This is a genomic window from Amycolatopsis bullii (genome assembly GCF_014654205.1).
In the GTDB taxonomy this organism is placed as follows: domain Bacteria; phylum Actinomycetota; class Actinomycetes; order Mycobacteriales; family Pseudonocardiaceae; genus Amycolatopsis; species Amycolatopsis plumensis.
Genome location: NZ_BNAW01000003.1, coordinates 191,959 through 218,512 on the forward strand (window position 1 = coordinate 191,959; position 26,554 = coordinate 218,512).

The following is a 26,554-nucleotide window of genomic DNA, read 5'->3' on the forward strand; positions in this document are numbered from 1 at the left end:
CTTTTTCGCGTCTTTGGTCGCGATTTTGGCGCCGATGTAGGGAATGATGTGGCGGGCGATCAGGTCGCCGTCCCGTTCCAGCGTGGTCCGCGCGGCGGTGCGTTCCTCCTGGTATTTCAGGAGCAGGTGCGTGACGTCGACCTTCGTCTTCGGGTGCCGCTGTTCGGCGACCTCGTTGAGCAGGCGAGTCAGCGCGACCTCGGCCTGGTTTTGGTCGTCGGGGCCAGGCGGGACGATGACGGTCGGCCGGTGCCGCTTGCCCGTGATCGGGTCCGCCCCTGCGTCGACCCGGACCCGCAGCGAGCCGCTGTCCAGGCGATCGATGGACCCGCGCGGCCGGCTACGCCCGGCGGCGTGGCCGCTGCGCGGGCGCTTGCCCCGCGGTCGTCGTTGCCCTCGTCTGTGCCGTGCTCATGCCCCGATGATATTGAAATTTCGGGTCACGTTTCGGGTCATGGCGGGTCAGGGGGCTCCGACGTACCTCGCTGACCTGCGCCGACGGCCCGAGTTCGAGGCTGCGACGCTTACATTAGGAGAGCGGTGCTCTATCCCCTGGGCTACGAGGGCTTACCTCGGACAGGCTACCCCACGGTCGGCGCGACCTGCGTGCCGTCCCCGGAGGCCGGGACTGCTGCCCGGGGGACCGTGATGGTGCGTCACCCAACGTAGTGCCGGTGTCGCTACTGTGTCGGGCAACCGAGACGACGGGACCCGCAGTGCGTACGTACTACGACGAGGACGACTACGACGGCTTCGAGGCGGGGCAGGACCTGCTGATCCGGCGCCTGGCCGGCTGGGGGGCCGCGCAGGGGAAGGAGATCGATCCGAATGCCGTGGCGCTGGCGCTGCAGTTCCGGCACACGTCCGTCGACGGGCGGCTCGCCTGCTGGACCGCCGCGCTCGTTCAGGACTTCCTGCTGAAGTACCTGCCGCGAACGGTGTCCGCGACCGCCGACGACGCCGTTCTCGTGCCCGAGACGCTGTCGCTGTTCCTGCGGCTACATGCACGAGACCGGGTCGGCGGATCCCGCGGGTGATCCGCCGGCGGATCTCGAGGGGGCCGTCAGGAAAGCGGCGGCTGACTTCCCCGCCGCGATGGCCGATGAACGCAATTTCGGCGTGGGCAAGTCCTGGGTCATGGCCGCCATCCGGCACGGGGTCGATCCCACGGACCACGACGCGCTGAACGCGTTCTTCGCCGAGGCGCGCGCGGGGCGGCACGGTGGTGATCCGGAACTGCTGGCCGCGCTCGTTGCCCGGGAAGCCGACGAACCCACCGGGCGAGGGCTTCCCCAGCTGCCCGTCTCGCTGCCGCCGGAGCCGGACCTCGTCGAGGCGGCGGAACTCTCCTCGCTCGTGGTCAAGCTGCGGGACTTCGCCGGCTGGGTGGGTGACGGCCGGACGTTGACCGGCACCGGGACCCTCAAGCTCGCCGACGCCCGTGAGCTGGTGGCGCTGCTGGACACCGGCGACACGCCCGAGGACGACGGCCGGCCCGTCCGCACCAGCGCCGACCTGCCCCACCTCGCCATCCTCTTCGAGCTCGCCAAGCGCACGCGGATCGTGCGGGTGGTCAAGGGCAAGCTCGTGCGCGTGGCGAAAGCGGCGCCGCTGCTGAACGACGCGCTCGCGTTGTGGACCGCGGCGTTCGACGCGCTCCCCGAGCCGGGATTGCTGGTCAAACCGTCGGGCTGGGCGCCCGGCTACGCCATCTTGCTCGACGAACTGCTCGACATCGTCCTGCCGGACGTGCTCAACACGATCTACGGCATGCCCGAGCCGATTCCCGTCGTCAGGCTGATGGAAAGCACGTGGCTCGCCTGTGTGGAACTCTCCGGCACCGAACTGCAGCCGTTGACGGAATCGCTCTGGCGAGACGGGTTCGCGGCCGAGTTCCGCAGGCTGCTCGCCAAGCTGGCCGAATTCGGTGCGGTCGAGCTGACCGAGGGGCCTGCCGATCCGATCTACACCTTGGACCTGGTCCCGGAGAACCCCGAGGCCCCGCCGGACGTCCAAGCCCGCCTGAGGACTGCGCTCGACGCGCCGTCACTCGAGCTCGTGGGCCTCACCCCACTGGCGACCCGGGCCGTCCGGGCGAAGCTGCTGCGAGAGGGCCGGGTGGCGCCCTTGGTGGGCGAGGTCGCCGACGCCGCCCCCGCGGCCCTGCTCGGCGTGGTCACGGAGCACTACAGCGAAGAAACGGCCGCGGCGGAGATCTCCGGCTGGCTGGCCGCGCACGGCGGCCGGGAGGCCGGGCTGCCCCTGTTGCTGGACGCTGCCCGGCAGTGCCCGTTCCGCACACGAACGTCCGTCATGCTCGATGTTCTCGCAGGCGCTCTCCCGGACGGCGACGCGCTGCTGCAGGACCTGCGGGCCGACCCGGGCCTGGGTCCGGTCGCGACCCTCCTGCTGGTCGAACGCGGCGAGCTCGTCCTCGAAAGCCTCGATGAACGCGAGGCCCTGCTCGGGATGGCGGAGCAGTTCCTCGTCATGCTCGAGACAGCCGGGCCGGAGGCGACGGCGGCGGCGCTGGCCGAGGTCCCCGGCGAAGAACGCGGCGGGCTGGCGAAGGCGATTCTCGCGTCGGGCCATCCGGACCGTGCCGGGCTCGCCGAACTGGCCGAGGTTTTCGAACAGGTCCCAGCCGTCCGCAATGCGCACCCTCTCGGCGGCCTGGCGCGATCTCGCGGGAGCAAGGGGAAGCGCGGGAAACGCCGTCGGTGAACCCGCGGCCCGACTCTCGTCGTCACCCGAGTGAGTGGTTCTCACTCGTCTCCCACATGGCGGATACACCCCAGCGCGGGCTCTACTGAACCTGACCTGGACGGACCAGTGCCTCACCTGGTCGTGTCTGGTTTCGAACTGCTGAACAACAGTAGGTAACCTTCGTTAACGGGACGCGGGGAGCCGCTCCCACCGGCTGTTGCGGAGGGCTTCGTTGATCAAGCTCATGTTCGCCGACGACGAGGAACTGGTGCGCTCGGGACTGCGCGCGATGATGTCCGGGGCCCAGGACATCGAGATCGTGGGCGAGGCGAGCGACGGCAGATCCGCGGTGGAGGTCGCCCGGCGGTACCACCCCGACGTGGCCCTGCTCGACATCAAGATGCGAGCCCCTGACGACGGCATTCGCGCGCTCCGGGCCATCCTCGCGCTCCCGGACCCGCCCACCGTGGCCATGCTGACCACCTTCGACATCGACGAATACGTCAGCCTCGCGCTCAGGCTCGGCGCCAACGGCTTCCTGCTCAAGGACATCGACCCGGCCGCGCTGCTGCGGGCCGTGCGGGACCTGGCGCGAGGTGGGGCCGTGCTGGATCCCGGTGTGGCCGCGCGGATGGTTCAGTCGCACCGGGACGAACAACGCGCTGCTCAGCCCGCCCGGAAGCTGCTCGCTTCCCTGTCCGAACGCGAACGCGAGGTCGTCGCCCTGATCGGGCAAGGCCTGTCGAACGCCGAGATCGGCGGGCGGCTGCACCTCTCCGAAGCCACCGTGAAGGGGTACGTCTCCGCCGTGCTCTCGAAGATCGGTGCGGCCAACCGGGTGCAGGCCGCTCTGCTGGCCTACCGCGGTGGACTTCTCGACCAGTAAATGCTGCTCACGGCGCTGGAGTTCGTCGGGCTCGTCGCCTTCGCCGCGTCCGGGGCGCTCGCCGCGGTGCGGGCGCGGCTCGATGTCTTCGGCGTTGTCGTCCTCGGGCTCACCACCGCCCTCGGCGGCGGGGTCATCCGGGACGTCCTGCTCGGCATCCACCCGCCCACGACGCTGCGGAACTGGCCCTACCTCGCCGTCTGCGCCGGGACCGCGCTGGTCGTCTTCGCCTTCCACCCGCAGGTCGCGCGGCTGCGGCGCGGCGTTCTCCTCGCCGACGCGCTCGGGCTCGGCGTCTTCGCCACCGCCGGGACGACCATCGCGCTCAACGCCGGCGCCACCGTCTACGCCGCGTGTCTGATCGGGATGACGACCGGCATCGGTGGCGGGGCCGTGCGGGATCTGCTGCTCCGGGAAATCCCGCTCGTCCTGCGGAAGGAGATCTACGCCGTGGCCGCGCTGGCCGGCTCGGCGCTCGTCGCCCTCGGTCACGCTGTGCGACTGCCCGCCGGTCCGGTGACCGTCGTCGCGGCCGCCGTCGTGGTCTCCGTCCGGGTGGTTGCGCTCTGGCGGCACTGGAACGCGCCGGTCGCGCGCGGTCCCGAGTGACAAATCCTTTGTGAGTTCTGCGTGTGTTCTTAGGCGGGTCTCAGCACGCTGCGTAAAACTAGCGCCATGCGCATCCTTGTGGTGGACGACGACCGCGCCGTCCGTGAGTCGCTCCGGCGGTCCCTGGAGTTCAACGGCTACCAGGTCCAGCTGGCCAGTGACGGTGCGCAGGCGCTGGAGGCGATCATCGCCGACCGGCCGGACGCGATGGTGCTCGACGTCATGATGCCCCGGCTGGACGGCCTGGAGGTCGCCCGCCGCCTGCGCAGCACCGGCGACGACCTGCCGATCCTCGTGCTCACCGCGCGCGACACCGTCTCCGACCGGGTGTCCGGGCTGGACGCCGGCGCCGACGACTACCTGCCGAAGCCCTTCGCGCTCGAGGAGCTGCTCGCCCGGCTGCGGGCGCTGCTGCGCCGCGCCATCCCGGAGGGCCAGAACGGGCAGGCCTCGGAGGCGCTGGCCTTCGCGGATCTGACGCTCGACCCCGGCACGCGGGAGGTCCGCCGCGGTGGCCGCGAGATCAGCCTGACCCGGACCGAATTCGCCCTGCTGGAACTGTTCCTTTCCTACCCGAAGCACGTCCTCACGCGTGGCCGGATCCTGGAGGAAGTATGGGGTTACGACTTCCCGACGTCGGGCAACGCGTTGGAGGTCTACGTCGGCTATCTGCGCCGCAAGACGGAGGCGGAGGGGGAACCGAGGCTGATCCACACGGTGCGGGGAGTGGGGTACGTCCTGAGGGAAACCCCGCCGTGACCGAACCGGGCGATCCCCGCGGCACGCGCTGGGGAGCCCGCCGGTTCTCCCTGCGCGGCCGGGTGACGCTGCTGGCCGCCGCCTGTGTGGCCGGCGCCGTCGCGCTGGTGTCGATCGGCGCGTACATGGTCGTGCGCAGCAACCTGTACCAGCAGCTCGACGACAGCCTGATGGCCCGCGCGCAGGCCGCGGCCGACTCGCCGCAGGTGCAGACCCAGCTGCGCCAGGTGCCCGGCGCATTCCTGGCCAGCGCCGACCTGCAGATCGGGCAGCTCACCGCGGCGCCCGACGTCCAGCACGCCGTGATGACCTATCCGCTGTCGAGCTCGCCGCCGCCGTTCGGGCAGGACGAGCTGGCCGTCGCGAACGGCGATTCGACGGAATCGCTGCGCACGGACTTCCGCTCCGACAGCCGCGTGGTCGCCCTGCCGACCGGGCACGGCGAGGCCATCGTGCTGGCCCAGTCGATGAGCCCGACCAAGCGCACGCTGAACGAGCTCGCGCTGGTGCTCTTCCTGATCGGCGGCGCCGGCATCCTGGTCGCCGCCGCGGCGGGCACCGCGGTCGCGCGCGCCGGCCTGCGCCCGGTCGACCGGCTGACCTCGGCCGCCGAACGCGTCGCCAAGACCGGCGACCTGCGGCCCATCCCGGTCAGCGGCGACGACGAGCTCGCGCGCCTCACCCAGACGTTCAACACCATGCTCGGCACGGTCGCGGACTCGCAGGAACGCCAGCGCCAGCTGGTCGCGGACGCCGGCCACGAGCTGCGGACGCCGTTGACGTCGCTGCGGACCAACCTCGAGCTGCTGCTCGCCGCGAGCAAGCCGGGCGCGCCGCCGCTGCGGGACGAAGACCGCGTCGACATCGTCGCCGACATCAGCGGCCAGCTCGACGAGCTGACGCAGCTCATCGGCGACCTGGTCGAACTCGCGCGCCAGGACGAGCCGCGCGAGCGCTTCGAGCGCGTCGAGCTGCTGGAGGTCGTCGAGCGCGCGCTCGACCGGGCACGGCGGCGCGCGGGCGAGATCAACTTCGACGTCTCGCTGCAGCCGTGGGTGCTCACCGGCGACAACAGCTCGCTCGAGCGCGCGGTGCTGAACCTGCTCGACAACGCGGTGAAGTTCTCGCCGCCCGATGCGACGGTCTGGGTGCGGCTGTACCCGCTCGGCGACGGCACCGCCGTGGTCGAGGTCGCCGACGCCGGGCCGGGCATCGCCGAAGAGGACCTGCCCAAGGTGTTCGACCGCTTCTACCGCTCGTCGGAGGCGCGGACGCTGCCCGGCTCGGGCCTCGGGCTGGCGATCGTGAAGCACGCAGCCGAGCGGCACGGCGGGGCGGTGTACGCCTCGCGGGCCCCCGAAGGCGGCGCGTTGATGACGATCCGGTTGCCGGGCGCTCCCGGCTGACCCGTTCGCGGGACGCCGGCGGCGGAATCGGCCAGGATCGGCGTATGCGTGAGCTGGTCCGCCGGTGCCTGGTCGCGATGGTGAGCGGGCTGCTCGCGCTCTTCGCCTTGAGGGCGTTCCCGTACCGGGACGTGTGCACCGGCCCGGCCTGCATTTTTGCCGCGATGTTCGTCGTACCGCTCGTGGTGATCGGCGCGGCGCTGCTCGCCTATCCGCTGATGGCCCTGGGCCGCGTCCGGCCGGCCTGGCCCGTCGCGCTGGTCGGGCCGCTCGTCGTGCTCTCGCTGGTCACCACCGTGCTCGACTTGGTGACGTGCCCGTTCCCGGTGGTGTGCGTCGCGGTCGCCGGCAGCTACGCGTTCGCGGCGCTCGTCACCGCCGACGGGCTGCCGCGAGCGTGGCGGGTTGTGCTGGCGGCCCCGGCGGTGGTGTTGTTCGCTTGGGGCGTGGTGTGGCCCATTCTGTCGTGACCTGCTGGTTTCACAAGTTCACCCGCGTGACCCTGCGCGTCCTGTGTTGAATCGTGTAGGATTTTGTGTGGTTGAGGTCCGACGGACGGAGTGAACGGTGCTGGCGCGTCAGCGACAGGCGGTGATCCTGGAAGAGGCTCGCCGGACCGGTGCGGTCCGCGTGAGCGACCTCGTGACCAGGCTGGGCGTGTCCGACATGACGGTGCGCCGCGACCTCGACGTCCTGGCCGGGCGGGGGCTCGTCGAGAAGGTGTACGGCGGCGCCACTTCGGTCGTCGGCAAGAGCACCGACGAACCCGGCTTCGAGGCCAAGTCCGTGCGCCAGCGGGCGCAGAAGGAAGCCATCGCCGAGCTCGCCGCCACGCTGGTCCGGCCCGGCACCGCGATCGGCATCTCCGCCGGCACCACCACGTGGACCCTCGCCCGGGCGCTCGACGCCATCCCCGGGCTCACCATCGTGACCAACTCGATCCAGGTCGCTGACGTGCTCCGCGGGTCGACGCAGCCGGATCGCACGGTCGTGCTCACCGGCGGGGTGCGGACGCCGTCGGACGCGCTGGTCGGCCCGGTCGCCGTGCACAGCCTGCGGTCGCTGCACCTGGACGCCGTCTTCCTCGGCGTGCACGGGATGGCCGACGGGCCCGGGTTCACCACGCCGAACCTCACCGAGAGCGAGACCGACCGCGCGCTGGTCGAGGCCGGGCGCAAGCTGGTCGTGCTCGCCGACCACACGAAGTGGGGCACCGTCGGGATCTCCACGATCGCCGACCTCGACGAGGCCGACGTCGTCGTCACCGATGACGGCATTCCCGACGACGCCAAGGAAATTCTCGCCGAACGGGCGGGAGAACTCATGATCGCCGAGACGGCGGAGACGGACGAGGCCCGAGAAGCGTGAAGCGCACCGTACGACACCTGGCCGACGGCCGGGAGATCATCTACTTCGACCAGCCCGGCGCGCCCGACCGCGTCGCCGAGGACACCCGCGACCTGCCGCCGGTTTCGGCCGCGTCGGAGATCCGGCTGGACCCGCTGACCGGGGAATGGGTCGCGATGGCCGCGCACCGGCAGACGCGGACCTACAAGCCGCCGGCCGACCTGTGCCCGCTGTGCCCGAGCAAGCCCGGGAAACCGAGCGAAATCCCGGAAAGCGACTACGACGTCGTCGTCTTCGAGAACCGGTTCCCGTCCTTCGCCGAAGACGTCATCGGTGAGCCGTCCACTGTGGATGGCTACGGGCTGGTGCCGGTGCGGCCCGGCCGCGGCCGCTGCGAGGTCGTCTGCTTCACCAGCAACCACGACGGCTCCTTCGCGCAGCTGAGCGCCAAGCAGGTGCGGGCCGTGGTGGACGCCTGGGCGGACCGCACGACCGCGTTGTCGGCGGTGCCCGGTGTCGAACAGGTCTTCCCGTTCGAGAACCGCGGCGAGGAAATCGGCGTCACGCTGTCGCACCCGCACGGGCAGATCTACGGCTACCCGTTCGTCACCCCGAAGACCGAGCGGATGATCGACGTCGCCCGCGCCTACCAGGCCGAACACGGGCGCCCGGTGCTCGGCGACGTGCTGGCCGCCGAGCAGAAGTCCGGCGCGCGCGTGGTCGCCTCCGGTGAGCACTGGACGGCGTACGTGCCGCCGGCGGCGCGCTGGCCGGTCGAGGTGCACGTGGTGCCGCACCGGCAGGTCGCGGACATCCCCGCGCTGACCGACGCCGAGCGCGACGACTTCGCCGACGTCTACCTCGACGTGCTGCGCCGCTGCGACGCGCTGTACGACCGGCCGCTGCCGTACATCGCCGCGTGGCACCAGGCGCCGGTGCGCCGCGACCGCGAGCTCGGCTGGCTCCACCTGGAGCTGTTCTCGGTGTTGCGCGCGAAGGACAAGCTGAAGTACCTGGCGGGGTCCGAGTCGGGCATGGCGGTGTGGATCAACGACGCGACGCCGGAGCAGATCGCCGAACGGCTCCGCGCGGCGGGCTGAGGAGGCCATACTCATCTGCGATGCACAGGTTCGGCTCAGGAACCTCTCAGGACCATCGCGCAAGGTGAGGACATGACCGAGAACGACCCCAACGCGCACGACCCCGCGGCGCCGCGGCACCCCGAGACCGGCCAGCAGCCGGCCCAGGGCGGTTGGGCGGGGCACTCGTACGGTGAGCAGGCCCAGCCCGAGTCCGGCGGTGCGCCGCAGTACTCCGAGCCGTCCTACCACGCGGTGACCGGGGCCGATCCGGCGTACGGCGGGCAGACCGCGAACCCGTGGTCGGCCCAGGGTGCGCAGATGCCGTCCGGCCAGACGCAGCAGAGCGTCTACCCGCCGCCGAACCCGTACGGGCAGCCCGCCACGGGCGGCTACCCGGTGGCCACCGCGCCGGAGCCGAAGCGGTCCGGCGGGAAGCTGCTCGCCGGCGTCGCGCTGGTCGCGCTGCTGGTCGGCGGCGTCGCGGGCGGGACGGTCGGGTACTTCACCGGCGGGTCGTCCGGCCCGGCCAGCAACGCGCTCGACGCGCCGAAGCCGGCCCAGCAGACGGGCAACGCGCCCGCGGGCTCGGTCGAGGCCGTCGCGCAGAAGCTGTCGCCGAGCGTGGTCGAACTGCAGGTCAGCGGCCAGCAGGGGGCCGGCGAAGGCTCCGGCTTCGTGATCAGCACCGACGGCTACATCCTGACGAACAACCACGTCGTCGAGGTCGCCGCGAACGGCGGCCAGATCCAGGCGGTGTTCCAGGACGGCAAGAAGGCCGCCGCCAAGGTCGTCGGCCGCGACCCGACGACCGACATCGCGGTCGTCAAGGTCAACGGCGTCAGCAACCTGACCCCGGTGGAACTTGGCCGGTCCGACGACCTGCGGGTCGGCCAGTCGGTGGTCGCCATCGGCTCGCCGTTCGAGCTGGCCGGCACGGTCACCTCGGGCATCGTCAGCTCGCTGCACCGGCCGGTGCGCGCGGGCGGCAGCAGCGGCGACCAGACCACGGTGATGGACGCCGTCCAGACCGACGCGGCGATCAACCCGGGCAACTCGGGCGGTCCGCTGGCCAACATGTCCGGCCAGGTCATCGGCATCAACTCCGCGATCTACAGCCCGCAGTCCGGGTCCGGCGGCCAAGGCGCGTCCGAAGGCGGCAACGTCGGCATCGGCTTCGCCATCCCGATCGACCAGGCCCGCCGCACCGCGGACACGATCATCAAGACCGGCCAGGCGGTGCAGACCTACATCGGCGCGGAGGTCAAGGACGCCCCGCAGGGCGGCGCCGAGCTTGGTGCCATCAAGCCTGGCAGCCCGGCGGAGAAGGCCGGTCTGAAGGCGGGCGACGTCGTCACCAAGATCGACGACCGCCCGATCGACTCGGCCGACACGCTGGTCGCGGCGGTCCGCACCCGGGCCCCGGACGAGAAGGCGACGTTCACGCTCGCCGACGGCCGCACGGTCGAGGTGACCTTCGGCGGCCAGCCCGTCCAGCCCAACTGATCCCTCCTCCAGTCGCTCGGCCGCCTGGCGCGGCCGAGACCAACTTCGGCTCGACCCCCGATTTCGGGGCCGGACCCACAAGGCCACGCGCGACCAGGCACTCGATGCCGGTCGCGCGTGGCCGCATTTGTGCCCGGGTCAGGGGGCGGGGCGGTCGGCCGGCGTGCCTGGAGGGTCGGGCTGCGTGCCTGGAGGGTCGGGTGATGTGGTGGGGCGGGTGTCTCGCGTGTCTGGAGGGGCATCACTCGTGATGGGGGAGGCATCTCGCGTGATTGGCCGGGCATCACTCGGGACGACACGGCGGCTGAGGGCGGTCAGGACCACGGCCAGCCAGACCACGGCCAGCGTGAGGGCCAGGGCGGGGGCCGGGTTGGTGTCGTGGAGGCCGGGCATCGGTGGGGTTCCGTACGGGCGCCAGAGCAGGGGGAACGCCAGGATCGCGAGGGTGGCCGTGACGACCGTCCCGGCCATGACGGGGGTTCGCCAGCGGGGCGGGAGGAGCCGGGACAAGGCGATTCCGAGCAGTGCCGTCAGCGGGGCGATGACCGCGTCGTTGAGGACCGGGCCGCCGACGAGCCAGCCCACGGTGCCGAAGACGTCCGGCCGCAGGGGCAGCGCGTATTCGGCGAACAGCACCACACCCCAGGCCAGCGCCGCGAGGCCCGGCAACGCGAGGAGCACCCGGGCGGTCTTCACAGCGCCTCCAGCTTCGTGACCCACTTCGTCTGCAGCACGCCGGGACGGTTCGGGGCGATGATCCGGCAGGGGAACCCGTGGTCGGGGGCGAGGACCTCGCCGTTCAGCTCCAAGGCCAGCAACGTCAGTTCGTCGGCCGTGTGTTCGCCGGGCAGCACGCTGACGCCGTACAGTCCCCCACGCTCCGAAGAGGACACCCGGACCGCCGTGCCGGGCGCCGCGCCGACGGCTTTCAGCAGCGTGGGCAGGGAAACCCCGCGCCAGGTGGCCGACTGGCTCCAGCCCTCCACGCACGCGATCGGCAGCTCGGCCGTCGTTTGTGGCAGCGCGCGCAGCTCGTCGAGCGAGAACTTCGTCGTGCCGCGCGAGGTCACCACCGAGAGCCGCCAATCCGGCGACCACGTGACACGCGCGGCCGCCGCCGTGCGGTTCACCGGCAGGTTCTGGGTGCCCTTGCCGGTCTTCCAGGAAAGAGCGGAGACGCCGCGCAGGAACGGGACGGTGGCGCCCGCGGTGGCCACGACCGCGACCCCGGTCACCAGCCCGGTGGTGACGAGGAATCCCCGCCGCGACAGCCCCTCGGCGGGCGGCTCTTCGACGGGGGTCCGGCTCAGGGCACGGCGGATGATCGGCAGCTTCACCGCGACGTGCACCAGGATCGAGCCGATCGCCAGCCACGCGACCGCGTAGTGCACCTGCGGGAAGTAGAAGCCCCACGGGTAGTTCTGCGCGACGTTCAGCAGCCCCGTCGTCAGCTCGAAGAACGCCGCACCGGACAGCACCAGGATCGACAGCCGCTCCAGGGCGTGCGGCAGCGAGCGGACGAGCGGCCGGCCGAACAGCTTCGGGTAGACGCTCCACAGTTTCGCCAGCAGCAACGGGATCGACGCCACGCCCGAGATCACGTGCAGCCCCTGCGTGACGCGGTAGAGCCCGATCGGCCGGCTGGGCCAGGCGAACCACCCGGGCGGGTGCTGGATCAGGTGGCTGATCAGCCCGGTCACGAAGCACGTCGTGAACGTGACGGCGAGCGCCAGGCCGATCCTCGACGTCACGCGCTCGTGGTGCGCCGGGGCCCGGAAGTGTTCTTCCGCGGGGATCGGCAGTTTCACGATCGCTCCAATCGCGCGAACCAGCGGTGCCCGCGGCGGGTGGTCCAGTCGACGCGCAACCCGGCGCGCACGGCGACTTCGGCGATCGCGTCGACCCCGACCCAGGCCCAGGTGAACCAGGCGACGTCGGCGTGGCCGGGCTGGAGCCGGACGCGCTCGTGCCGCAGGCCCCGGCCCGGGGGCTCCAGCTCGACGAGGACGTCGCCGTCGGAGGCGATCAACGCTGCCGTGCGCCGCAGCAGTGCGACGGGGTCGCCGCCGATGCCGATGTTGCCGTCCGCGAGCAGGGCGTGCCGCCACCGTCCTTCGCCGGGCAGGCGGTCGAAGAGGTTGCGCTGCAACGCACTCCCGCCGCGCCGCCGCGTCAGCCCGACGGCCGTGCGCGAGCTGTCCACGCCCAGCGCGACGATCCCACGGCCGGCCAGCGCCGCGGTGAGCCTGCCGGGTCCGCACCCGAGATCGACGGTGGGGCCGGAACACGCGTCGAGCAGGACGTCGTCGCCTTCGGACGGTTCCGCCCAGCGTTCCACCGCCAGTTCGATCCGCTCGCCGTTCGCCAGTTCGAGCCAGCACCGGTGGCCGAGCAGGCCGTGGTCGAACTCGTGGCCGGTGCTCACCGGGGCGGTCATCACGCCACCGCCCGTCCGCCGACCGCCAGCACGGCGCGGGCGAACCGGCCGTCCGGGCACGCCGCGGCCACCGCGCGGGCGTCCGCCATGGTGTCCACATCGGACAACCGGGCCGCCCCCGCCGGGCGCAGCCCGCAGGCGACGAGCGCCCGCAGCGTGCGGATGCCGGTGTCTTCGCGGGACATCGGGACGTCCGCGAGGACCTGCGCGTGCCGCGGCTCGGCGAGGCCCAGCGCCCACCAGCCGCCGTCCGCGGCCGGCCCGAGCACGGCGTCGTGGCCGCCGCGCAGGATCGGGGCGGCCGCCGCGGCGAGGGACTCCGGCGTGACCTGCGGGGTGTCCATGCCGATCTGGAGGACCGGCAGGCCGGCGTGCACCTCGGCGGCGTCCGCGTGGGCGTTCGCCAGCCGGGCGCCGAAATCGGCGCCACGCTGCGGGATCGTGGTGACGTGCCGGAGCGCCATGCCGATTTCGACGGGCCGGGCGGCGGCACCGAGGTCGCCGGTCATCGCGACGACGGGCAAGGCACCGGGGACCGCGCAGACGGCCTCGAGCGTGTCGAGCAGGGAGGCCGCGGCGATCTCGGCCGCCTGGGCCGGGGTCGCGGGCGGGCAGAGCCGGGTCTTCGCGAAGCCCGGGACCGGGGCCTTGGCCACGACCAGCAGGACGAACGGACGGCTCATCGGGCCAGCACCCGCCCGAAGTCGCGGACCGCACGCAGCGTCCCCCGCACCGACCCGGACACCTTCGACTTCGTGCCCTTGGCGCGCTCGCCGTACCGGACGTCGAACTCGCTGACCCGCCACCCGGCACGCTGGGCTTTGATCAGCAGCTCCAAGGGGTAGCCGAAGGCCCGATCGGCGACGCCCAGGCCGAGCAGCGCCCGCCGGTCCGCGGCACGCAGCGGCGCGATGTCCCGCACCGGCAACCCGCGGCTGCGCAGCAACTGCGCCAGCACGGCGTTGCCCGCTCTCGCGTGCCAGGGCCAGACGCCGGGACCGGCCGGCACCCGGCGTCCGACGGCCAGATCCGCGCCGCGCTCGACCGCGGTCACCAGCCGCGGCAGGTCGGCGAGGTCCAGGGACCCGTCGGCGTCGGCGAAGCACACGACGTCCGCGGTCGCGGCTTCCAGTCCCGCGTGCACGGCCGCACCGTAGCCGCGGCGCGGTTCGTGGACGACCTTCGCGCCGAGCGAGGCCGCCACTTCCGGCGAGCCGTCGGCCGAGCCGTTGTCGACCACGATCGCGCGGTAGCCCGGTGGCAGTCCGGCCAGCACACCGGGCAGCGCCGCCGCTTCGTCGAGGCAGGGGAGGACGACATCCACTTCCAAGTCAGTCACGGCGCCGACCGTAAGTCCGCTCGGAGTGCGGGAGAACCCTTGCGGCGCTTACCGAATCATGACGTCGGATGAGTTCTTACCGCGTCGTTACGGCTCCCGCTGCGGGGGCGCGGAGCGTCCACCCCGACCCTAGGGTGGGCGACGATGAGCGAGCCGAACCCGGCAGCCCGGCTCGCCGAGCCGCCTGCCCGCGAACCCGAAGCCCCGGTCCCGGGCCGCCGCGCCGACCTGGTGGCGGTCGCCGCGGTGGTGGTGCTCGTCGCCACGGCCACCGCGGTCGGCCTCTACTACAACCGGCCGCACTCCGGCGTGATCATCTTCGTGTCTTCGCCGCCGTTGTTCGCCGACTGGCTGCCGCACGTGGGCCCGGGTTCGGTGTTCGCCGTGCTCGTCGCGGTCGCGGTGGTGCTGCACGGCCCGGTGCTCGCCGCCCGCCTGCCGTGGCGGCGGGCGCTCGCCGCCGGCTACCTCGCCTCGCTCGCCTGGATCTTTTCGCTGGCCATGGTCGACGGCTGGTCGCGCGGCTTCGCCGGGCACCTCACCATTCCCCAGGAGTACCTGCACGAGGTCCCGGGGATCACCGACATCCCGCGGATGCTGCGCGAGTTCTCCTCCCGCATCCTCGATTTCCAGCCGCATTCGTGGACGACGCACGTGTCCGGTCACCCGCCGGGCGCGACGCTCGTCTTCGTCTGGCTGGACCGGATCGGCCTGCACGGCGGCGCGTGGGCGGCCACGGCCGTGGTCCTCGTGGGCAGCCTGGTCGCGGTGGCCGTGCCGGCCACGGTCGCCCTGCTCGGCCGGGCCGACGCGGCCCGCACGGTGCTGCCGTTCGCCGTCCTCACCCCGGGCGCGGTGTGGATCGGTGTTTCGGCGGACGGCCTCTTCGCCGGGGTGACCGCCACCGGGCTGGCGCTGCTCGCGCTGTCGGCGACGGGGTTCGCCCACGGCCGCCGGTACGCCGTTCCGGCCGGGCTCGCCGCCGGCGTCCTGCTCGGCTTCGGGATCTTCCTGTCGTACGGCCTGGTGCTGCTCGGCGTGCTCGCCGTGGCCGTCGCCGTCCTCGGCAGGCAATGGCGGGCCGCGGCACTGGCGATCGCCGCGGCGCTGGCCGTCGTCGGCGTCTTCGCCTGGGCGGGCTTCTGGTGGCTCGACGGCTACCACCTGGTCGTCGAGCGCTACTACCAGGGCGTCGCATTGGTCCGGCCCTACTCGTACTGGGTGTGGGCCGACTTGGCGGCGGTGGCCGTCGCGCTCGGCCCCGCGGTCGTGGCCGCCGTCCGGCGAGGTCTCGCGTCCCCCCGCCGGGCCCTGTTCACCGATCCGGTCCTCCTGCTCGGCCTCGCCGCCCTGGCCGCCATCCTCTTCGCCGACGTCTCGGGCCTGTCGAAAGCCGAGACCGAACGGATCTGGCTACCGTTCGGGGTGTGGTTGCTGCCGCTGACGGCATTGCTGCCGCGGCCCGGACGCCGGTGGTGGCTCGCCGCGCAGGCGGCGACGGCGCTGGCGGTCAACCACCTGCTGCTGACGGGCTGGTGAGGGAGACGTGATGCACGATCAGGCCGGGCGGGTGCTCGTGGTCGACGACGACGAGACGGTCCGCGACGTCGTCCGCCGCTACCTCGAGGTGGGCGGGTTCACCGTCGACATGGCCGGTGACGGCGCCGAGGGCCTGGCGAAGTTCGCCGCGCACGAGCCGGACCTGGTCGTGCTCGACGTCATGATGCCGGGGATCAACGGCCTGGAGGTGTGCCGGCGGCTGCGCCAGGTGAGCCAGGTGCCGATCGTCATGCTCACCGCCCTCGGCGAGGAGGAGAACCGCATCGCCGGGCTCCAGCTCGGCGCCGACGACTACGTGACCAAACCGTTCAGCCCCAAGGAACTGGCCCTCCGGGTCGCGTCGGTGCTGCGCCGCGCCCGGATGCCCCGCCCGGAGCCGGCCGCCGCCGAGCTCGTGGACGGCGACCTGCGCCTGCAGATGAAGGCGCGCACCGCGACCCTCGGCGGCCGCGAACTGCCGCTCACCACCCGGGAGTTCGACCTGCTGGCGTTCTTCCTCGCCCACCCCGGCGTGGCCTACTCGCGCGCGGACCTGCTCGAGAAGGTGTGGAGCTGGGACTTCGGCGACCAGTCCACAGTGACCGTCCACGTGCGACGGTTGCGCGAGAAGATCGAGCGCGACCCGGCCAAGCCGACCCGGGTGGCGACCGTGTGGGGTGTCGGCTACCGCTACGACCGGGAGCAGCCGTGATCGGCTCGGGCGAGTCCTTCGACGAGATCCTGACCCACCTCTGGCACATCCTGCCGCTGGCGCTGCTGTTTTCGCTGCCGGTCGCGGCGCTGGGCGGTGTGGCGTTGTACGTCCTGCGCCGGGGTTCGCTGGCCACCACGCTCACGGTGCTGGTGCTGATCCCGGTGCTCGCCACGCTGGTCGGCGTCCTGGGGATCAGCGGGTTCATGTTCACCCCGGCCCTGACCACGATGCTGCTGGTCTGCCTGCTCGTCGCGCTGGTCACCGTGCCCGCGGCGATCGTCCTCGGCCGGGCCATCGCGCGCCGGAGCGTGTGGGAGCGCGAGGCGCGCGAGCGGGAACGCGCCGCCGAGGCGTCGCGGCGCGAACTGGTCGCCTGGATCAGCCACGACCTGCGCAGCCCGCTCGCCGGGATCCAGGCGATGGCCGAAGCGCTGGCCGACGGCGTGGTGTCCGAACGCGACGAGGTCGCCGACTACGCCCAGCGGATCAGCGGCGAAACCCGGCGGCTGTCCGCGATGGTCGGCGACCTGTTCGAGCTCTCGCGGATCACCGCGGGCGCCCTGGAGCTCACGATGTCCGCGGTGCCGCTGCGGGACGTCGTGAGCGACGCCGTCGCCGCGCAGGCACCGGTGGCCCACCGGAAGCGGGTTCGGGTGCTCGCCAACGCGTCGACCTGGCCGGTGGTGACCGGCAGCGACCCGGAACTGGCCCGGATCGTGCGGAACCTGGTGTCCAATGCGATCCGGCACACCCCGCCGGACGGGACGGTCGCGGTGCAGATCGGCGTCGACGGCGACGAGGCCCTGCTCGCCGTCGACGACTCCTGCGGTGGCATCCCGGACGACGAGATCAACCGGGTGTTCGACGTCGCGTTCCGCGGGACGCAGGCGCGGACCCCGGAGCGCGGCGGGACGACCAGCGGGGGTGGGCTCGGCCTGGCGATCGCCAAGGGGCTGGTGGAGGCGCACCGGGGGCGGATCGGGGTGCACAACCACGGGCCGGGGTGCCGGTTCGAGGTGCGCCTGCCACTCGCGATGCCTTAGGCGCTGTGTCCGGTCGTGGTTTCGCTTGGCGAGGCCGGGTGGACTGCCTCGGTCAGTTCCGGACCTCGACGCCGTAGGCGCGGTTCATCGCGCGCAGGGCCCGGATGATCTCCGTTCGGAGCGCTTCCGGGGCGACGACCTCGACGTCACCGCCGAACTTGAGGAGCTCGGGCACGGCGGCGTCGACCGACTCGATGGGGATCTCGATCTCGGTCCAGCCCGCCCGATCCGGCCCCGCCGTCGTCTTGCTGGCCGCGACGACGGCCGGCTCCAGGAGGGACGGCAACCGGTCGAGGCCGCGGCGGGAGAGCCGGAGCACCGCGGTGTCCCGGTGCCGCCGGCGGTCGAAGTGGTCGAGGTAGTCGTCCCAGTGGCTTGCCAGGTCGAACCCGTCGGCGCGGTCGAACGACCGGGAGAGGAGCTCCACCTCGAGGATCCGGGAGATCCGGTAGGTGCGGAACCGGTCCTCGCCGCGAGCGACGAGGTACCAGCTGCCGGCCTTCAGCACCAGCCCGTGCGGCTGCACGGTCCGGGTGATCTCGTGCGGCTCCGCCCAGCGCAGGTAGCGGATCCGCAGGACCTGCTGGTTCCAGGTGGCGTCCGCGATCGGTGCCAGGTGGGGGGTTCGCTCGGCGCCGACGTACCACGGCGGGAGGTCGAGGTGGAACCGGTCGGCGACGCGGCCCGCGCGGCCCCGCAACTCGGCGGGCAACGCGGCCAGCAGCTTGCGCTGGGCGGTGGCCGCTGCGGAAGTCAGGCCGAGCTGGGCGGCCGCAGCCGGGAGACCGGTCAGGAAGAGCGCCTCGGCCTCCTCCGCGGTGAGCCCGGTCAACCTGGTCTGGTAGCCGCCGAGCAGGCGGTACCCGCCCTCGTGCCCGGGCTCTCCGTACACCGGCACGCCCGCGGCACCCAGCGAGTCGATGTCCCGGTAGACCGTCCGGACCGACACCTCCAGCGCTTCCGCCAGTTCCCGGGCGGTGACCCGGCCCCGGGACTGCAGCAGGAGGAGCAGGGACACCAGGCGGCTCGCGCGCATGTTCGCCAGTCTGCCGGGATCCACTGACAGGAGGTGGCAGGGAACCGGCTCTAGCGTCCTGGCCATGACTTCACCCCTGATCGACCGCTATGTCGCGGTGTGGAACGAGCCCGAACCCGCCGCGCGCCGCCGGGTCGTCACCGAGCTGTGGGCCGAAGACGGCGTGCAGTACACCGAGACCGCCGAACACCGGGGGCACGATGCCGTCGAGGCCCGGATCACCGGCGCGCACGAGCAGTTCGTCGCGCCCGGAGCGTTCGTCTTCGCCGCGGCGGAAGACGGCGTGACCCACCACGACGCGGTCACCTTCACCACCCACATGGTTCCCGCAGCCGGCGGCGCTCCGGTGTGGAGCGGCACCGTGGTCCTCTTGCTGGACCGGGACGGCCGGATCGGCCGCGACTACCAGTTCACCGGAGCTGCGGCGAACACCCGGGCCGTCGTGACGGACTTCCTCGGCCGCCTGGCCGACGGAGACCCGGACCGGATCGCCGCGCTGTTCGCGGACGTCGTCGACTGGCAGCTCGACTGGCCCGAGGCGGGCCATCCCGCGGTGCCGTGGATCCGGCAGCGGTCGACGCGCGCCGACGTCGCCGACCACTTCCGGGAGCTCAACGCCTTCCACGGCGAGCGGGGCGGCGTGGCGCCGAGGATCCTGGTCGACGGCCGCGACGCCGTGGTCCTCGGTGACATCCGCCAGACGGTGAAGGCGACCGGCCGGGCCTACGCAGCCCGCTGCGCGCTGCACCTCACCGTCGACAATGGCGTGATCACGCGCTACCACGTCTACGAAGACAGCCTGACCGTCGCTCAGGCGTTCACCGGGTGACCGGGGCGCGCAACTCCGCCGTGGCGAAGTCGGCGATTCCCTCCGCGAAGCCGATTTCCGCGGTGAAGCCGAGGAGCTTGCGGGCGCGGGCCGGGTCCGCGACGACGTGGCGGACGTCGGCCGGGCGGGCGCCGCCGATCACCTTCGGGGCCGGGCCCTTGCAGGCTCGTGCCAGCTCCTCCGCCAGGTCGCCCACCGTGTGCGGCGTGCCGGAACAGATGTTCAGCGGCGTGATTTCGGCCGCCGGGGCTTCGGTGCGCAGGGCCAGGACGTTGGCCCTGGCCACGTCGTGGACGTGGACGAAGTCGCGCTGCTGGCGGCCGTCCTCCAGGACGCGGGGGGCCTCGCCGCGGGCCAGTGCCGAACGGAAGAGCGACGCCACTCCGGCGTACGGCGTGTTCTGAGGCATTCGCGGGCCGTAGACGTTGTGGTAGCGCATGGCCCACACCGTGCCGCCCGTCTGGCGGGCCCAGGCGCCGGCCAGGTGTTCCTGGGCCAGCTTCGTCGCCGCGTACGTGCTGCGGGGGTTCAGCGGCGCGTCCTCGGGCACCAGCTGCCAGCTCAGCTCCGCCTCGCACGACGGGCAGCGAGGCTCGAACCGGCCGGCGTCCACATCGGACCCACGGCGCGGCGACGGTGCCACCACGCCGTGGTCCGGGCAGGCGTAGCGGCCTTCGCCGTAGACGACCATCGAGGAGGCCAGGACCAGCTTCCGCACGCCGGCCGCGTGCATCCCGGCCAGCAGCACCGCCGTGCCGTAGTCGTTGTGCAGGGCGTACGACGGTGCGTCCGACGGGTCGATCCCGTGGCCGACCACCGCCGCCTGGTGGCAGACGGCGTCGACGCCGTCCAGCAGCTCCACGACGATCTCGGTGTCCGTGACGTCACCGCGCAGGAACCGGTGCCTGCCGGTGTACGGCGGTGGGGTCCGGGAACCGTGGGCCGTGGGGAGGAGGTTGTCCAGCACCACGACCTCGTCGCCGTCATCGGCCAGGAGGTCGGCGATGTGGGACCCGATGAACCCGGCTCCGCCGGTGACCAGTACGCGCACCCCGGCCACGCTAGGGATCTTCGCCGGGGCGCACAGGAGCCTGCGCCGTCACGTCACCGAATCGTCAGGACTCACCCGGCACCTCCCGTCGCCCGGGCGCCGAAACCGGCTACGGTGGGCGCCATGGAACGGAGTGCACAACGGCTGGGCCGGGCCCTCGTGGTCATCGTGGACGATCGCGTGGCGCACGGCGAGCACGAGGACACCACTGGCCCGCTGGTCACGGAGCTGCTCGAAGAAGCGGGCTTCATCGTCGACGGTGTGGTGGTCGTCGAGGCCGAGACCGCGGGTATCCGCAACGCGCTCAACACCGCCGTGATCGGCGGCGCCGACCTGGTGATCACCGTCGGCGGCACCGGTGTGCTGCCGCGTGACCGGACCCCCGACGCCACCGCCGGTGTGCTCGACCGGCCCATTCCGGGTATCAGTGAGGCCATCCGGGCGTCCGGGCTGGCCGCCGGCGCGGTTGACGCCGGGATTTCGCGCGGGCTCGCCGGGGTGTCCGGTAGCACGCTCGTGGTCAACCTGGCCGGGTCGCGGTCCGCGGTTCGGGATGGGATGGCGACGCTGACCTCGCTTGTTCCGCATGTGATCGATGAGCTCTCGGGGCTCGAAGAGGTTTGATCTTCGTTCGGAAGGCCCGGGGGGTGAATGATGTCGCTCCCGGGCTTGAGGTGTGCCCGGCTCCGGGCGCCTGCGGCCGGGATTTCGGCTCGGGGTGTGAGGCAGACTCCCGGTCTGTGGCCTGCTCAAGGGACCGGCCGGACGCTGGGGTCTGATGGGCATGGTGGCGGTTCGTGGGCCTCTTCGGGCGACCGGCCGGACGTGGTGGAGCCGGACGGCGTGATGGCGGCTCGAGGTGCCTCGTCGCGCGAGCGGCCGGGCGCCGCCCGGGGTGGGGTTCACTCTGGAGTTGTCAAAGAACGGGTCGTGGGAGACTGGGGGTATGGCGGGCCAGGAACGTGATCCCCGGACCAGCAGCGAGCAGCTGCGCCGGCGGGTTGATGAGATCTTCGGGGACGTCCTGCCCGAGACGACCTCCGATGAGCGTGATCCCGAGCGGCGCACCGGTCTCCCGGACGACTGGTATCGGGAGAACCGGCCACCGCACCACGACCGCTGACCGGTGTCAGTCGCGGTCGGTGCCGCGCTGGTGGGACTGCTGGGCGCGCAGCAGGTCGCGGATTTCGGTCAGCAGCTCCACGTCCGTCGGCTCCGAGGGGCCCGGCTCCTGGCCGCGCTTGCGGCGCTCCTGCACCTTCTTGACCGGCAACACGATCACGAAGTAGACCACCGCCGCGACCAGCACGAAGTTGATCGCCGCGTTGATCACGCTGCCGAAGTCCAGGAACGTGGCCCGGTTGTTGTCGAAGATCTGGTACCCGAGGCCGTTCGCGGCGTTCGTACCGCCGATCGTGCTGATCAGGGGCTTGATCAGGCCGTTGGTGAAGGCCGTGACGATCGCCGTGAACGCCGAGCCGATGACCACCGCCACGGCGAGGTCGACGACGTTGCCGCGCATCAAGAAGTCCTTGAAACCTTTGAGCACCTTGCTCTCCTCACGAAACCGGAACCGGGGACGCCCGCGCTCGTCTCGGCAGGCGTGGGCTAGCGGAGAGTAACCGTTACCGGACGCTCCAGTGAAATCGCCGCCACCCTCGTCGCGGACGCCTCCGGAAGCCGGAGCAGCACCAGCGGCCCCTTGAGCGTGGACGTCTCCGGGTGCCCGATCGTCACGACCGTCGCCCCGGCGGCCAGCACGGACGCGGGCGCGGCCGGCTCCGGCGCCGCGACGACGTCGACGCGTTGCCCGGGCCGGAGCAGCTCGGCGACCGCCACGTCGGCCAGGCGGACCGGCACGGTCGCCGTGCCGGGATCGCCCGGAGCGGGGGCCGTGGCCAGCCGGACGTCGGTCAGCGGCTCACCGGCCCGGACGGCGGCCGCCAGCAGGCGCCCATCGACGGCGTCGAGGGTGCTCAGCGCACCCGGCGGACGTGCTTCACCGGGGAGGTCGGCCAGCCGGACGTCGGCAGCGCGCAGCGTCGCGCCGGACGGGAGATCGTGGGCCGCGAGGACGGTCGGTGCGCCTCGCGCGGAGCCGGGATGAGCGAGCAGGACCCCGCCCAGCACGAGCAGGCCGACGGCGAGCCAGCGGCGGATGAGCCGCGTCCGCCGGCTCTGCAGCCGGGTCAGGTGAAGCGAGCGAAGCTTCGGCAGGATGTCCACGGGGCCCCCTCGGCCGGATCGAGTGCGGCGGTGTGCCGCACGGGATCGACGTTAGGGAAGCCGGACGGGCCGCCGGAAGGGCCACGTCCGGCATCTGTGGACAACCGGGGTGTTGTGGACAACTCTCGGGTCAGGACGCCGCGGCGGCCGTTTTCGTCGTGGTCGAAGAGGAGGATGCCGAGCTCGTGTCGGACTTCGACTCCGTCTTGGTCTCGGTCTTCGCCGGGGTGGCCGCGGTGCTCGACTTGCTCGAGTCGCGCGAATCCGTGCGGTAGAACCCGCTTCCCTTGAAGACGACGCCGACCGAGCTGAAGACCTTGCGCAGCGCCCCGGAGCACTGCGGGCAGACGGTCAGGCTGGGGTCCGAGAACGACTGCACGGCTTCGAACCGGTGGTCGCATTCTTTGCAGGCGTACTGGTACGTAGGCACTGACGGCTCCTTTGCTGGCACTCATCCGACCTGAGTGCTAACCCGATTGTGCGGGAAAACCTTCCCGGAAAGCAATTCCTGGTTGCTCACACCGGCAGCTCGACCACGCCTCGACCCGGCGTCAAGGCCCCGGTCATGCGCACGTCGTGCGGCTCCCCGGGCAGCCGTTCGACCAGCTCTTCGTCCCGCACGACGGCCAGCAGCGCGGCGCCGGGAGCGGCGAAGACCAGCGAGCGGTCGTAGTGGCCGGCCCCCCGGCCGAGCCGGACGCCTCGGCGGTCCACGGCCAGCGCGGGCACCAGCACCAGCTCCGCCGCCCCGACGGCGTCGGTACCCAGGCGTTTCCCGCCCGGCTCGCGAATGCCGCGGAAGCGGCTGGGCACCAGATCGGCCTCGCCGGTGTACTCGGCCCAGTCGAGCGGATCGGTCCGCGACCGGATGACGGGCAGCAGCACCCGCGCACCGCCGACAACCAGCGCGTCGACGAAGGCCGTGGTCCCCGGTTCGGTGCCGAACGGCAGGTACGCGCACACCGTGCTCGCTGTGACCTTCGACACCGCACTGACCAGCGCCGACGCCTCCTGCGCGTGGGATTCGGCTGCCTGCCCCGCCCGGGCGCGGGTCAGCCGGTCACGCCACTCCGTCTTGCTCAGGTGCTCATTGTCCGGCGCGTGCATGACCTCACGTTAGGCTCTGCGCCCATGACGGGCGCCGCAACCACTCAGACGTTCAGAACCGCCATCGTGCCTGCCGCCGGCCTGGGGACACGGTTCCTCCCGGCGACGAAGGCCGTGCCCAAGGAGCTCCTCCCGGTGGTGGACACGCCGGGCATCGAGCTGGTCGCCGCCGAGGCCGCCGCCGCCGGCGCGGAACGCCTGGTCATCGTGACCTCGCCGGGCAAGGACGCCGTTGTCCGGTACTTCGAAAAGCAGCCCGAGCTCGAGGAGAACCTCGAGAGCAAGGGCAAGACTGCGCTGCTGGAGAAGGTCCGCCGCGGGCACGACCTGCTCGCCGTCGAGACCGCCATCCAGGAGCAGGCGCTCGGCCTCGGCCACGCCGTCGCGCAGGCCGAGCCGAACCTGCGCCCGGACGACGAGGCGGTCGCCGTGCTGCTGCCCGACGACCTGGTCCTGCCCACCGGCGTGCTGGAGAAGATGAGCGCCGTCCGCGCCGAGTTCGGCGGCAGCGTCCTGTGCGCGTTCGACATCCCGAAGGCCGAGATCTCGCCGTACGGCGTCTTCGACGTCACCGACACCGACGACGACGACGTCAAGCGCGTGCACGGGATGGTCGAGAAGCCGAAGCCGGAAGACGCGCCGTCGACCTACGCCGCGGCCGGGCGGTACCTGCTCGACCGGGCGATCTTCGACGCGCTCAAGCGGATCACCCCGGGCAGCGGCGGCGAGCTGCAGCTGACCGACGCCGTCGCGCTGCTGATCTCCGAAGGACACCCCGTCCACGTCGTCGTCCACCGCGGTGGACGCCACGACCTGGGGAATCCGGGTGGTTTCCTGCGCGCCGCGGTCGATTTCGCGCTTGAAACGCCCGAGTACGGTCCATCTTTACGGGCGTGGCTGACGGAACGGATCGGGACAGAGCGCCCATGACGGAATCCCTCGACGCGGCGCGGCCCGAAGTGGCCGGGGACGAGGCCGAGCTGCGCTCGGTCGACGCGCAGATCTCGATGACCTTGGACGCCGCCGTCCGGCCGCAGCCGGTACGGGTGGCGATCTCCGAGGCCCAGGGGTTGCTCTGCGCCGAGGAGGTGGTCGCCGAGCACGCGCTGCCCGGCTTCGACCAGGCCGCGATCGACGGGTACGCAGTGCGCAGCGTCGACGTGCGCACCGCCGGGCAGGAGCCGGTGCAGCTGCCGGTCGTCGGGGAGATCGCGGCGGGCTCACGCCAGCCGCGGCGGCTCCAGCCCGGCCAGGCCGTGCGGGTCGACACGGGCGCGCCGCTGCCGACGCTGGCCGACGCCGTCGTGCCGCTCGCCTACACCGACGGGCACCAGGCGAAGGTCACGGTGCACCGGTCGGTGCCCTCGGCGGGGTACGTGCGGCGGGCGGGCGAGGACGTCCAGATCGGGGACGTCGCGGTGCGCCGCGGCGACACGATCGGCTCGGCCCAGGTGGGCCTGCTGGCCGCGGTCGGGCGGGCGAAGGTCCTGGTCTACCCGCGGCCGCGGGTGTCGATCGTGTCCGTCGGCGACGAGCTGGTCGACATCGACCGGACGCCGTCGGTCGGGCAGGTCTACGACGTCAACTCCTACGCGCTGGCCGCCGCCGCCCGGGACGCGGGCGCCGAGGTCAGCCGGGTCGGCATCGTGCCGAGCGAGCCGAAGCGGCTGCGGGAAGTCGTCGAGGGACGGCTGCTGATGTCGGAGATCGTCGTGGTCGCGGGCGGCGCCGGGGGCGCCACCGGCGACGAGGTCCACGCCGCGCTGTCCGACCTCGGCCGGATCGACATGACGCGGGTCGCGATGCACCCCGGCTCGGTGCAGGGGTTCGGCAGGCTGGGCCCCGACTCGGTGCCGACGTTCCTCATCCCGGGCAACCCGATGAGCGCGCTGGTGGTGTTCGAGGTCCTGGTGCGGCCGCTGATCCGGGCGGCGCGCGGGACCCGCAACCCGCACCGGCGGATCGTCGGCGCCCGGCTGCTGTCGCCGGTCACCTCGACCGAGGGCAGGCGCGGGTTCCTGCGCGGTCAGCTGCTGCGCGACGAGGCCAACGGCGAGTACCTGGTCCAGCCGCTGGGCCAGTCCGGGGCGCACCTGCTCGCGTCGCTGGCCGAGGCGAACTGCCTGATCAACGTGCCGGAAGAGGCGACCGAGGTCGCCGCGGGCGAACAGGTCCAAGTCACCTTCCTGGCGCAACGGGCCTGATGAACTCCGTGTCGGGCGTGTCCTACCCGGTCGAGAGCCGGCACCCGGGCTGGCCGGCCCGGCTCGGCCCGCTGCGGGTGCCCGCGGGCGAGGTCGCGGTCCGGCCGGTCCGGCTGCGCGACGCCGGCGAGTGGAGCCGGATCCGGCTCCGGGACCGCGCGCACCTCGAAATGTGGGAACCCACCGGAGTGGGACCGTGGCCGGAACGCAACGCCTTCTGGTCGTGGCCGTCGCAGTGGGCGGCGCTGCGTTCGCTCGCTCGCCGTGGTCAGTGTCTCCCGTTCACCATCACCCTGGACGGTCGTCTCGCGGGCCAGATTACTGTGGGTAACGTCATCCGGGCGTCGCTTCGGTCGGCCTGGATCGGCTACTGGGTGTCGTCCGAGGTGGTCCGCGGCGGGGTGGCGACGGCGGCCGTCGCGCTCGTCACCGACCACGCGTTCGGTCCGGCCGGGCTGCACCGGCTGGAGGCCACCGTGCGGCCGGAAAACGCCGCCAGCCTGCGGGTTCTCACCAAGGCGGGCTACCGGCGCGAGGGCTTGTTCGAGCGCTACCTCGACGTTGCGGGCGGATGGCGGGACCACTACTGCTACGCCGTCACGCGCGAGGAGACCGGGTCCGGGCTGGTGTCGCGGCTGGTCGCGGCGGGCCGCGCCGACTACGCCTGAACGTGATTACCCACCCGGGTCGGTAGCCGCGTTACCACATGCTGTGAGTTTCACCTAATCCG

The 26,554-nt window shown here is 72.3% G+C and carries 30 protein-coding genes; 19 read left to right on the forward strand and 11 right to left on the reverse strand.

The features are described from left to right. The first annotated feature begins 716 nt into the window (after positions 1 to 716). The 10 genes from IE317_RS44320 to IE317_RS05730 all read left to right on the forward strand — a co-directional run bounded on the left by IE317_RS44320 (position 717) and on the right by IE317_RS05730 (position 10,298). Entirely contained in the window at positions 717 to 1,037 is a 321-nt protein-coding gene (locus IE317_RS44320) for a hypothetical protein (RefSeq protein WP_229902491.1), read from the forward strand. A gap of 58 nt (positions 1,038 to 1,095) precedes the next feature. Continuing rightward, positions 1,096 to 2,724, forward strand: a complete 1,629-nt coding sequence (locus tag IE317_RS05690) for a hypothetical protein (RefSeq protein WP_229902492.1) — start codon at positions 1,096 to 1,098, stop codon at positions 2,722 to 2,724. A 214-nt stretch (positions 2,725 to 2,938) separates the two neighbouring features. Next, positions 2,939 to 3,592: a response regulator gene (locus tag IE317_RS05695; RefSeq protein WP_003087851.1), complete on the forward strand. Its 654-nt coding sequence runs from the start codon at positions 2,939 to 2,941 to the stop codon at positions 3,590 to 3,592. Next, the gene (locus tag IE317_RS05700; RefSeq protein ID WP_191306974.1) at positions 3,593 to 4,201 is read left to right on the forward strand and encodes a trimeric intracellular cation channel family protein; all 609 of its coding nucleotides are present in this window, start codon (positions 3,593 to 3,595) and stop codon (positions 4,199 to 4,201) included. A gap of 66 nt (positions 4,202 to 4,267) precedes the next feature. After that, positions 4,268 to 4,960 carry a response regulator transcription factor gene (locus IE317_RS05705; protein WP_013230061.1) on the forward strand — a complete coding sequence of 231 codons (693 nt, stop codon included), beginning with the start codon at positions 4,268 to 4,270 and terminating at the stop codon, positions 4,958 to 4,960. Next, complete coding sequence (locus IE317_RS05710; RefSeq protein WP_191306975.1) at positions 4,957 to 6,366, forward strand: sensor histidine kinase; 1,410 nt, start codon at positions 4,957 to 4,959, stop codon at positions 6,364 to 6,366. The genes IE317_RS05705 and IE317_RS05710 overlap by 4 nt, the downstream gene beginning before the upstream one ends. A gap of 44 nt (positions 6,367 to 6,410) precedes the next feature. Next, entirely contained in the window at positions 6,411 to 6,836 is a 426-nt protein-coding gene (locus IE317_RS05715; RefSeq protein ID WP_191306976.1) for a hypothetical protein, read from the forward strand. Between the two features lie 97 nt (positions 6,837 to 6,933). Then, positions 6,934 to 7,734 carry a DeoR/GlpR family DNA-binding transcription regulator gene (locus tag IE317_RS05720; RefSeq protein WP_191306977.1) on the forward strand — a complete coding sequence of 267 codons (801 nt, stop codon included), beginning with the start codon at positions 6,934 to 6,936 and terminating at the stop codon, positions 7,732 to 7,734. Continuing rightward, complete coding sequence (gene galT, locus IE317_RS05725) at positions 7,731 to 8,813, forward strand: galactose-1-phosphate uridylyltransferase (protein WP_191306978.1); 1,083 nt, start codon at positions 7,731 to 7,733, stop codon at positions 8,811 to 8,813. Before IE317_RS05720 ends, galT begins: the two co-directional genes overlap by 4 nt. A 72-nt stretch (positions 8,814 to 8,885) precedes the next feature. Further along, entirely contained in the window at positions 8,886 to 10,298 is a 1,413-nt protein-coding gene (locus IE317_RS05730) for a S1C family serine protease (RefSeq protein WP_191306979.1), read from the forward strand. A 138-nt stretch (positions 10,299 to 10,436) separates the two neighbouring features. Here IE317_RS05730 and IE317_RS05735 read toward each other — a convergent pair whose 3' ends face one another. From IE317_RS05735 to IE317_RS05755, 5 genes are read right to left on the reverse strand one after another with little or no spacing between them, the layout of a single operon-like run. After that, positions 10,437 to 10,994, reverse strand: coding sequence for a hypothetical protein (locus IE317_RS05735; RefSeq protein WP_191306980.1), 558 nt, complete (start codon positions 10,992 to 10,994; stop codon positions 10,437 to 10,439). Next, positions 10,991 to 12,106 (reverse strand): molybdopterin-dependent oxidoreductase, encoded by a 1,116-nt coding sequence (locus IE317_RS05740; protein ID WP_191306981.1) that lies wholly within the window; start codon positions 12,104 to 12,106, stop codon positions 10,991 to 10,993. The genes IE317_RS05735 and IE317_RS05740 overlap by 4 nt, the downstream gene beginning before the upstream one ends. After that, a complete protein-coding gene (locus IE317_RS05745) occupies positions 12,103 to 12,735 on the reverse strand; it encodes a class I SAM-dependent methyltransferase (RefSeq protein ID WP_191306982.1) in 633 nt (210 codons plus the stop codon). The genes IE317_RS05740 and IE317_RS05745 overlap by 4 nt, the downstream gene beginning before the upstream one ends. After that, positions 12,735 to 13,418, reverse strand: coding sequence for a TIGR04282 family arsenosugar biosynthesis glycosyltransferase (locus IE317_RS05750; protein ID WP_191306983.1), 684 nt, complete (start codon positions 13,416 to 13,418; stop codon positions 12,735 to 12,737). The genes IE317_RS05745 and IE317_RS05750 overlap by 1 nt, the downstream gene beginning before the upstream one ends. After that, on the reverse strand, positions 13,415 to 14,059 hold the full coding sequence (locus IE317_RS05755; RefSeq protein WP_191307309.1) for a glycosyltransferase family 2 protein: 645 nt from the start codon (positions 14,057 to 14,059) through the stop codon (positions 13,415 to 13,417). Before IE317_RS05755 ends, IE317_RS05750 begins: the two co-directional genes overlap by 4 nt. 159 nt (positions 14,060 to 14,218) lie before the next feature. Between IE317_RS05755 and IE317_RS05760 the strand changes: the two genes are divergently transcribed. From IE317_RS05760 to IE317_RS05770, 3 genes are read left to right on the forward strand one after another with little or no spacing between them, the layout of a single operon-like run. Next, positions 14,219 to 15,613, forward strand: a complete 1,395-nt coding sequence (locus IE317_RS05760; protein WP_191306984.1) for a hypothetical protein — start codon at positions 14,219 to 14,221, stop codon at positions 15,611 to 15,613. A gap of 10 nt (positions 15,614 to 15,623) precedes the next feature. Next, positions 15,624 to 16,325 carry a response regulator transcription factor gene (locus IE317_RS05765; RefSeq protein ID WP_191306985.1) on the forward strand — a complete coding sequence of 234 codons (702 nt, stop codon included), beginning with the start codon at positions 15,624 to 15,626 and terminating at the stop codon, positions 16,323 to 16,325. After that, complete coding sequence (locus IE317_RS05770) at positions 16,322 to 17,371, forward strand: sensor histidine kinase (protein ID WP_191306986.1); 1,050 nt, start codon at positions 16,322 to 16,324, stop codon at positions 17,369 to 17,371. The genes IE317_RS05765 and IE317_RS05770 overlap by 4 nt, the downstream gene beginning before the upstream one ends. 52 nt (positions 17,372 to 17,423) lie before the next feature. On the opposite strand, the gene IE317_RS05775 is transcribed toward IE317_RS05770, so the two are convergent. Then, positions 17,424 to 18,407 carry a helix-turn-helix transcriptional regulator gene (locus IE317_RS05775; RefSeq protein WP_191306987.1) on the reverse strand — a complete coding sequence of 328 codons (984 nt, stop codon included), beginning with the start codon at positions 18,405 to 18,407 and terminating at the stop codon, positions 17,424 to 17,426. 64 nt (positions 18,408 to 18,471) lie between these two features. On the opposite strand from IE317_RS05775, the gene IE317_RS05780 reads away from it, so the two are divergent. Further along, positions 18,472 to 19,236, forward strand: coding sequence for a nuclear transport factor 2 family protein (locus IE317_RS05780; protein ID WP_191306988.1), 765 nt, complete (start codon positions 18,472 to 18,474; stop codon positions 19,234 to 19,236). Here the strand turns inward: IE317_RS05780 and IE317_RS05785 are convergent. After that, the gene (locus IE317_RS05785) at positions 19,226 to 20,287 is read right to left on the reverse strand and encodes an NAD-dependent epimerase/dehydratase family protein (RefSeq protein WP_191306989.1); all 1,062 of its coding nucleotides are present in this window, start codon (positions 20,285 to 20,287) and stop codon (positions 19,226 to 19,228) included. The genes IE317_RS05780 and IE317_RS05785 overlap by 11 nt on opposite strands. Positions 20,288 to 20,410: 123 nt before the next feature. On the opposite strand from IE317_RS05785, the gene IE317_RS05790 reads away from it, so the two are divergent. Continuing rightward, positions 20,411 to 20,911, forward strand: a complete 501-nt coding sequence (locus IE317_RS05790) for a MogA/MoaB family molybdenum cofactor biosynthesis protein (protein WP_013230045.1) — start codon at positions 20,411 to 20,413, stop codon at positions 20,909 to 20,911. Positions 20,912 to 21,233: 322 nt separating this feature from the next. Next, the gene (locus IE317_RS05795) at positions 21,234 to 21,410 is read left to right on the forward strand and encodes a hypothetical protein (RefSeq protein ID WP_191306990.1); all 177 of its coding nucleotides are present in this window, start codon (positions 21,234 to 21,236) and stop codon (positions 21,408 to 21,410) included. A gap of 6 nt (positions 21,411 to 21,416) precedes the next feature. On the opposite strand, the gene mscL is transcribed toward IE317_RS05795, so the two are convergent. The 4 genes from mscL to IE317_RS05815 all read right to left on the reverse strand — a co-directional run bounded on the left by mscL (position 21,417) and on the right by IE317_RS05815 (position 23,620). Next, positions 21,417 to 21,836, reverse strand: a complete 420-nt coding sequence (mscL, locus tag IE317_RS05800) for a large-conductance mechanosensitive channel protein MscL (protein WP_191306991.1) — start codon at positions 21,834 to 21,836, stop codon at positions 21,417 to 21,419. 59 nt (positions 21,837 to 21,895) lie between these two features. Further along, on the reverse strand, positions 21,896 to 22,513 hold the full coding sequence (locus tag IE317_RS05805; RefSeq protein WP_191306992.1) for an SAF domain-containing protein: 618 nt from the start codon (positions 22,511 to 22,513) through the stop codon (positions 21,896 to 21,898). Between the two features lie 130 nt (positions 22,514 to 22,643). Continuing rightward, a complete protein-coding gene (locus IE317_RS05810; protein WP_191306993.1) occupies positions 22,644 to 22,943 on the reverse strand; it encodes an FmdB family zinc ribbon protein in 300 nt (99 codons plus the stop codon). An 86-nt stretch (positions 22,944 to 23,029) separates the two neighbouring features. After that, positions 23,030 to 23,620 (reverse strand): 5-formyltetrahydrofolate cyclo-ligase, encoded by a 591-nt coding sequence (locus IE317_RS05815; protein ID WP_191306994.1) that lies wholly within the window; start codon positions 23,618 to 23,620, stop codon positions 23,030 to 23,032. 24 nt (positions 23,621 to 23,644) lie between these two features. Here IE317_RS05815 and IE317_RS05820 point away from each other — a divergent pair, with 24 nt between their 5' ends. The 3 genes from IE317_RS05820 to IE317_RS05830 are packed head-to-tail and all read left to right on the forward strand — an operon-like array spanning position 23,645 to position 26,492. After that, complete coding sequence (locus tag IE317_RS05820; protein ID WP_191306995.1) at positions 23,645 to 24,550, forward strand: UTP--glucose-1-phosphate uridylyltransferase; 906 nt, start codon at positions 23,645 to 23,647, stop codon at positions 24,548 to 24,550. Continuing rightward, positions 24,547 to 25,824, forward strand: coding sequence for a molybdotransferase-like divisome protein Glp (gene glp, locus IE317_RS05825; protein ID WP_191306996.1), 1,278 nt, complete (start codon positions 24,547 to 24,549; stop codon positions 25,822 to 25,824). The genes IE317_RS05820 and glp overlap by 4 nt, the downstream gene beginning before the upstream one ends. Beyond that, positions 25,824 to 26,492: a GNAT family N-acetyltransferase gene (locus IE317_RS05830; protein WP_191306997.1), complete on the forward strand. Its 669-nt coding sequence runs from the start codon at positions 25,824 to 25,826 to the stop codon at positions 26,490 to 26,492. Before glp ends, IE317_RS05830 begins: the two co-directional genes overlap by 1 nt. Positions 26,493 to 26,554 lie beyond the last annotated feature (62 nt).

What these genes read in the sequence shown, in the direction of transcription:
- IE317_RS05795 (WP_191306990.1), top strand. Translation starts at nt 21,234, where the DNA reads ATGGCGGGCCAGGAACGTGATCCCCGGACCAGCAGCGAGCAGCTGCGC.
- IE317_RS05815 (WP_191306994.1), bottom strand. Translation starts at nt 23,620, where the DNA reads ATGCACGCGCCGGACAATGAGCACCTGAGCAAGACGGAGTGGCGTGAC.
- IE317_RS05730 (WP_191306979.1), top strand. Translation starts at nt 8,886, where the DNA reads ATGACCGAGAACGACCCCAACGCGCACGACCCCGCGGCGCCGCGGCAC.
- IE317_RS05765 (WP_191306985.1), top strand. Translation starts at nt 15,624, where the DNA reads ATGCACGATCAGGCCGGGCGGGTGCTCGTGGTCGACGACGACGAGACG.
- IE317_RS05830 (WP_191306997.1), top strand. Translation starts at nt 25,824, where the DNA reads ATGAACTCCGTGTCGGGCGTGTCCTACCCGGTCGAGAGCCGGCACCCG.
- glp (WP_191306996.1), top strand. Translation starts at nt 24,547, where the DNA reads ATGACGGAATCCCTCGACGCGGCGCGGCCCGAAGTGGCCGGGGACGAG.
- IE317_RS05760 (WP_191306984.1), top strand. Translation starts at nt 14,219, where the DNA reads ATGAGCGAGCCGAACCCGGCAGCCCGGCTCGCCGAGCCGCCTGCCCGC.
- IE317_RS05820 (WP_191306995.1), top strand. Translation starts at nt 23,645, where the DNA reads ATGACGGGCGCCGCAACCACTCAGACGTTCAGAACCGCCATCGTGCCT.
- IE317_RS05690 (WP_229902492.1), top strand. Translation starts at nt 1,096, where the DNA reads ATGGCCGATGAACGCAATTTCGGCGTGGGCAAGTCCTGGGTCATGGCC.
- IE317_RS05775 (WP_191306987.1), bottom strand. Translation starts at nt 18,407, where the DNA reads ATGCGCGCGAGCCGCCTGGTGTCCCTGCTCCTCCTGCTGCAGTCCCGG.
- IE317_RS05750 (WP_191306983.1), bottom strand. Translation starts at nt 13,418, where the DNA reads ATGAGCCGTCCGTTCGTCCTGCTGGTCGTGGCCAAGGCCCCGGTCCCG.
- IE317_RS05700 (WP_191306974.1), top strand. Translation starts at nt 3,593, where the DNA reads ATGCTGCTCACGGCGCTGGAGTTCGTCGGGCTCGTCGCCTTCGCCGCG.
- IE317_RS05790 (WP_013230045.1), top strand. Translation starts at nt 20,411, where the DNA reads ATGGAACGGAGTGCACAACGGCTGGGCCGGGCCCTCGTGGTCATCGTG.
- IE317_RS05705 (WP_013230061.1), top strand. Translation starts at nt 4,268, where the DNA reads ATGCGCATCCTTGTGGTGGACGACGACCGCGCCGTCCGTGAGTCGCTC.
- IE317_RS05745 (WP_191306982.1), bottom strand. Translation starts at nt 12,735, where the DNA reads ATGACCGCCCCGGTGAGCACCGGCCACGAGTTCGACCACGGCCTGCTC.
- IE317_RS05780 (WP_191306988.1), top strand. Translation starts at nt 18,472, where the DNA reads ATGACTTCACCCCTGATCGACCGCTATGTCGCGGTGTGGAACGAGCCC.
- IE317_RS05715 (WP_191306976.1), top strand. Translation starts at nt 6,411, where the DNA reads ATGCGTGAGCTGGTCCGCCGGTGCCTGGTCGCGATGGTGAGCGGGCTG.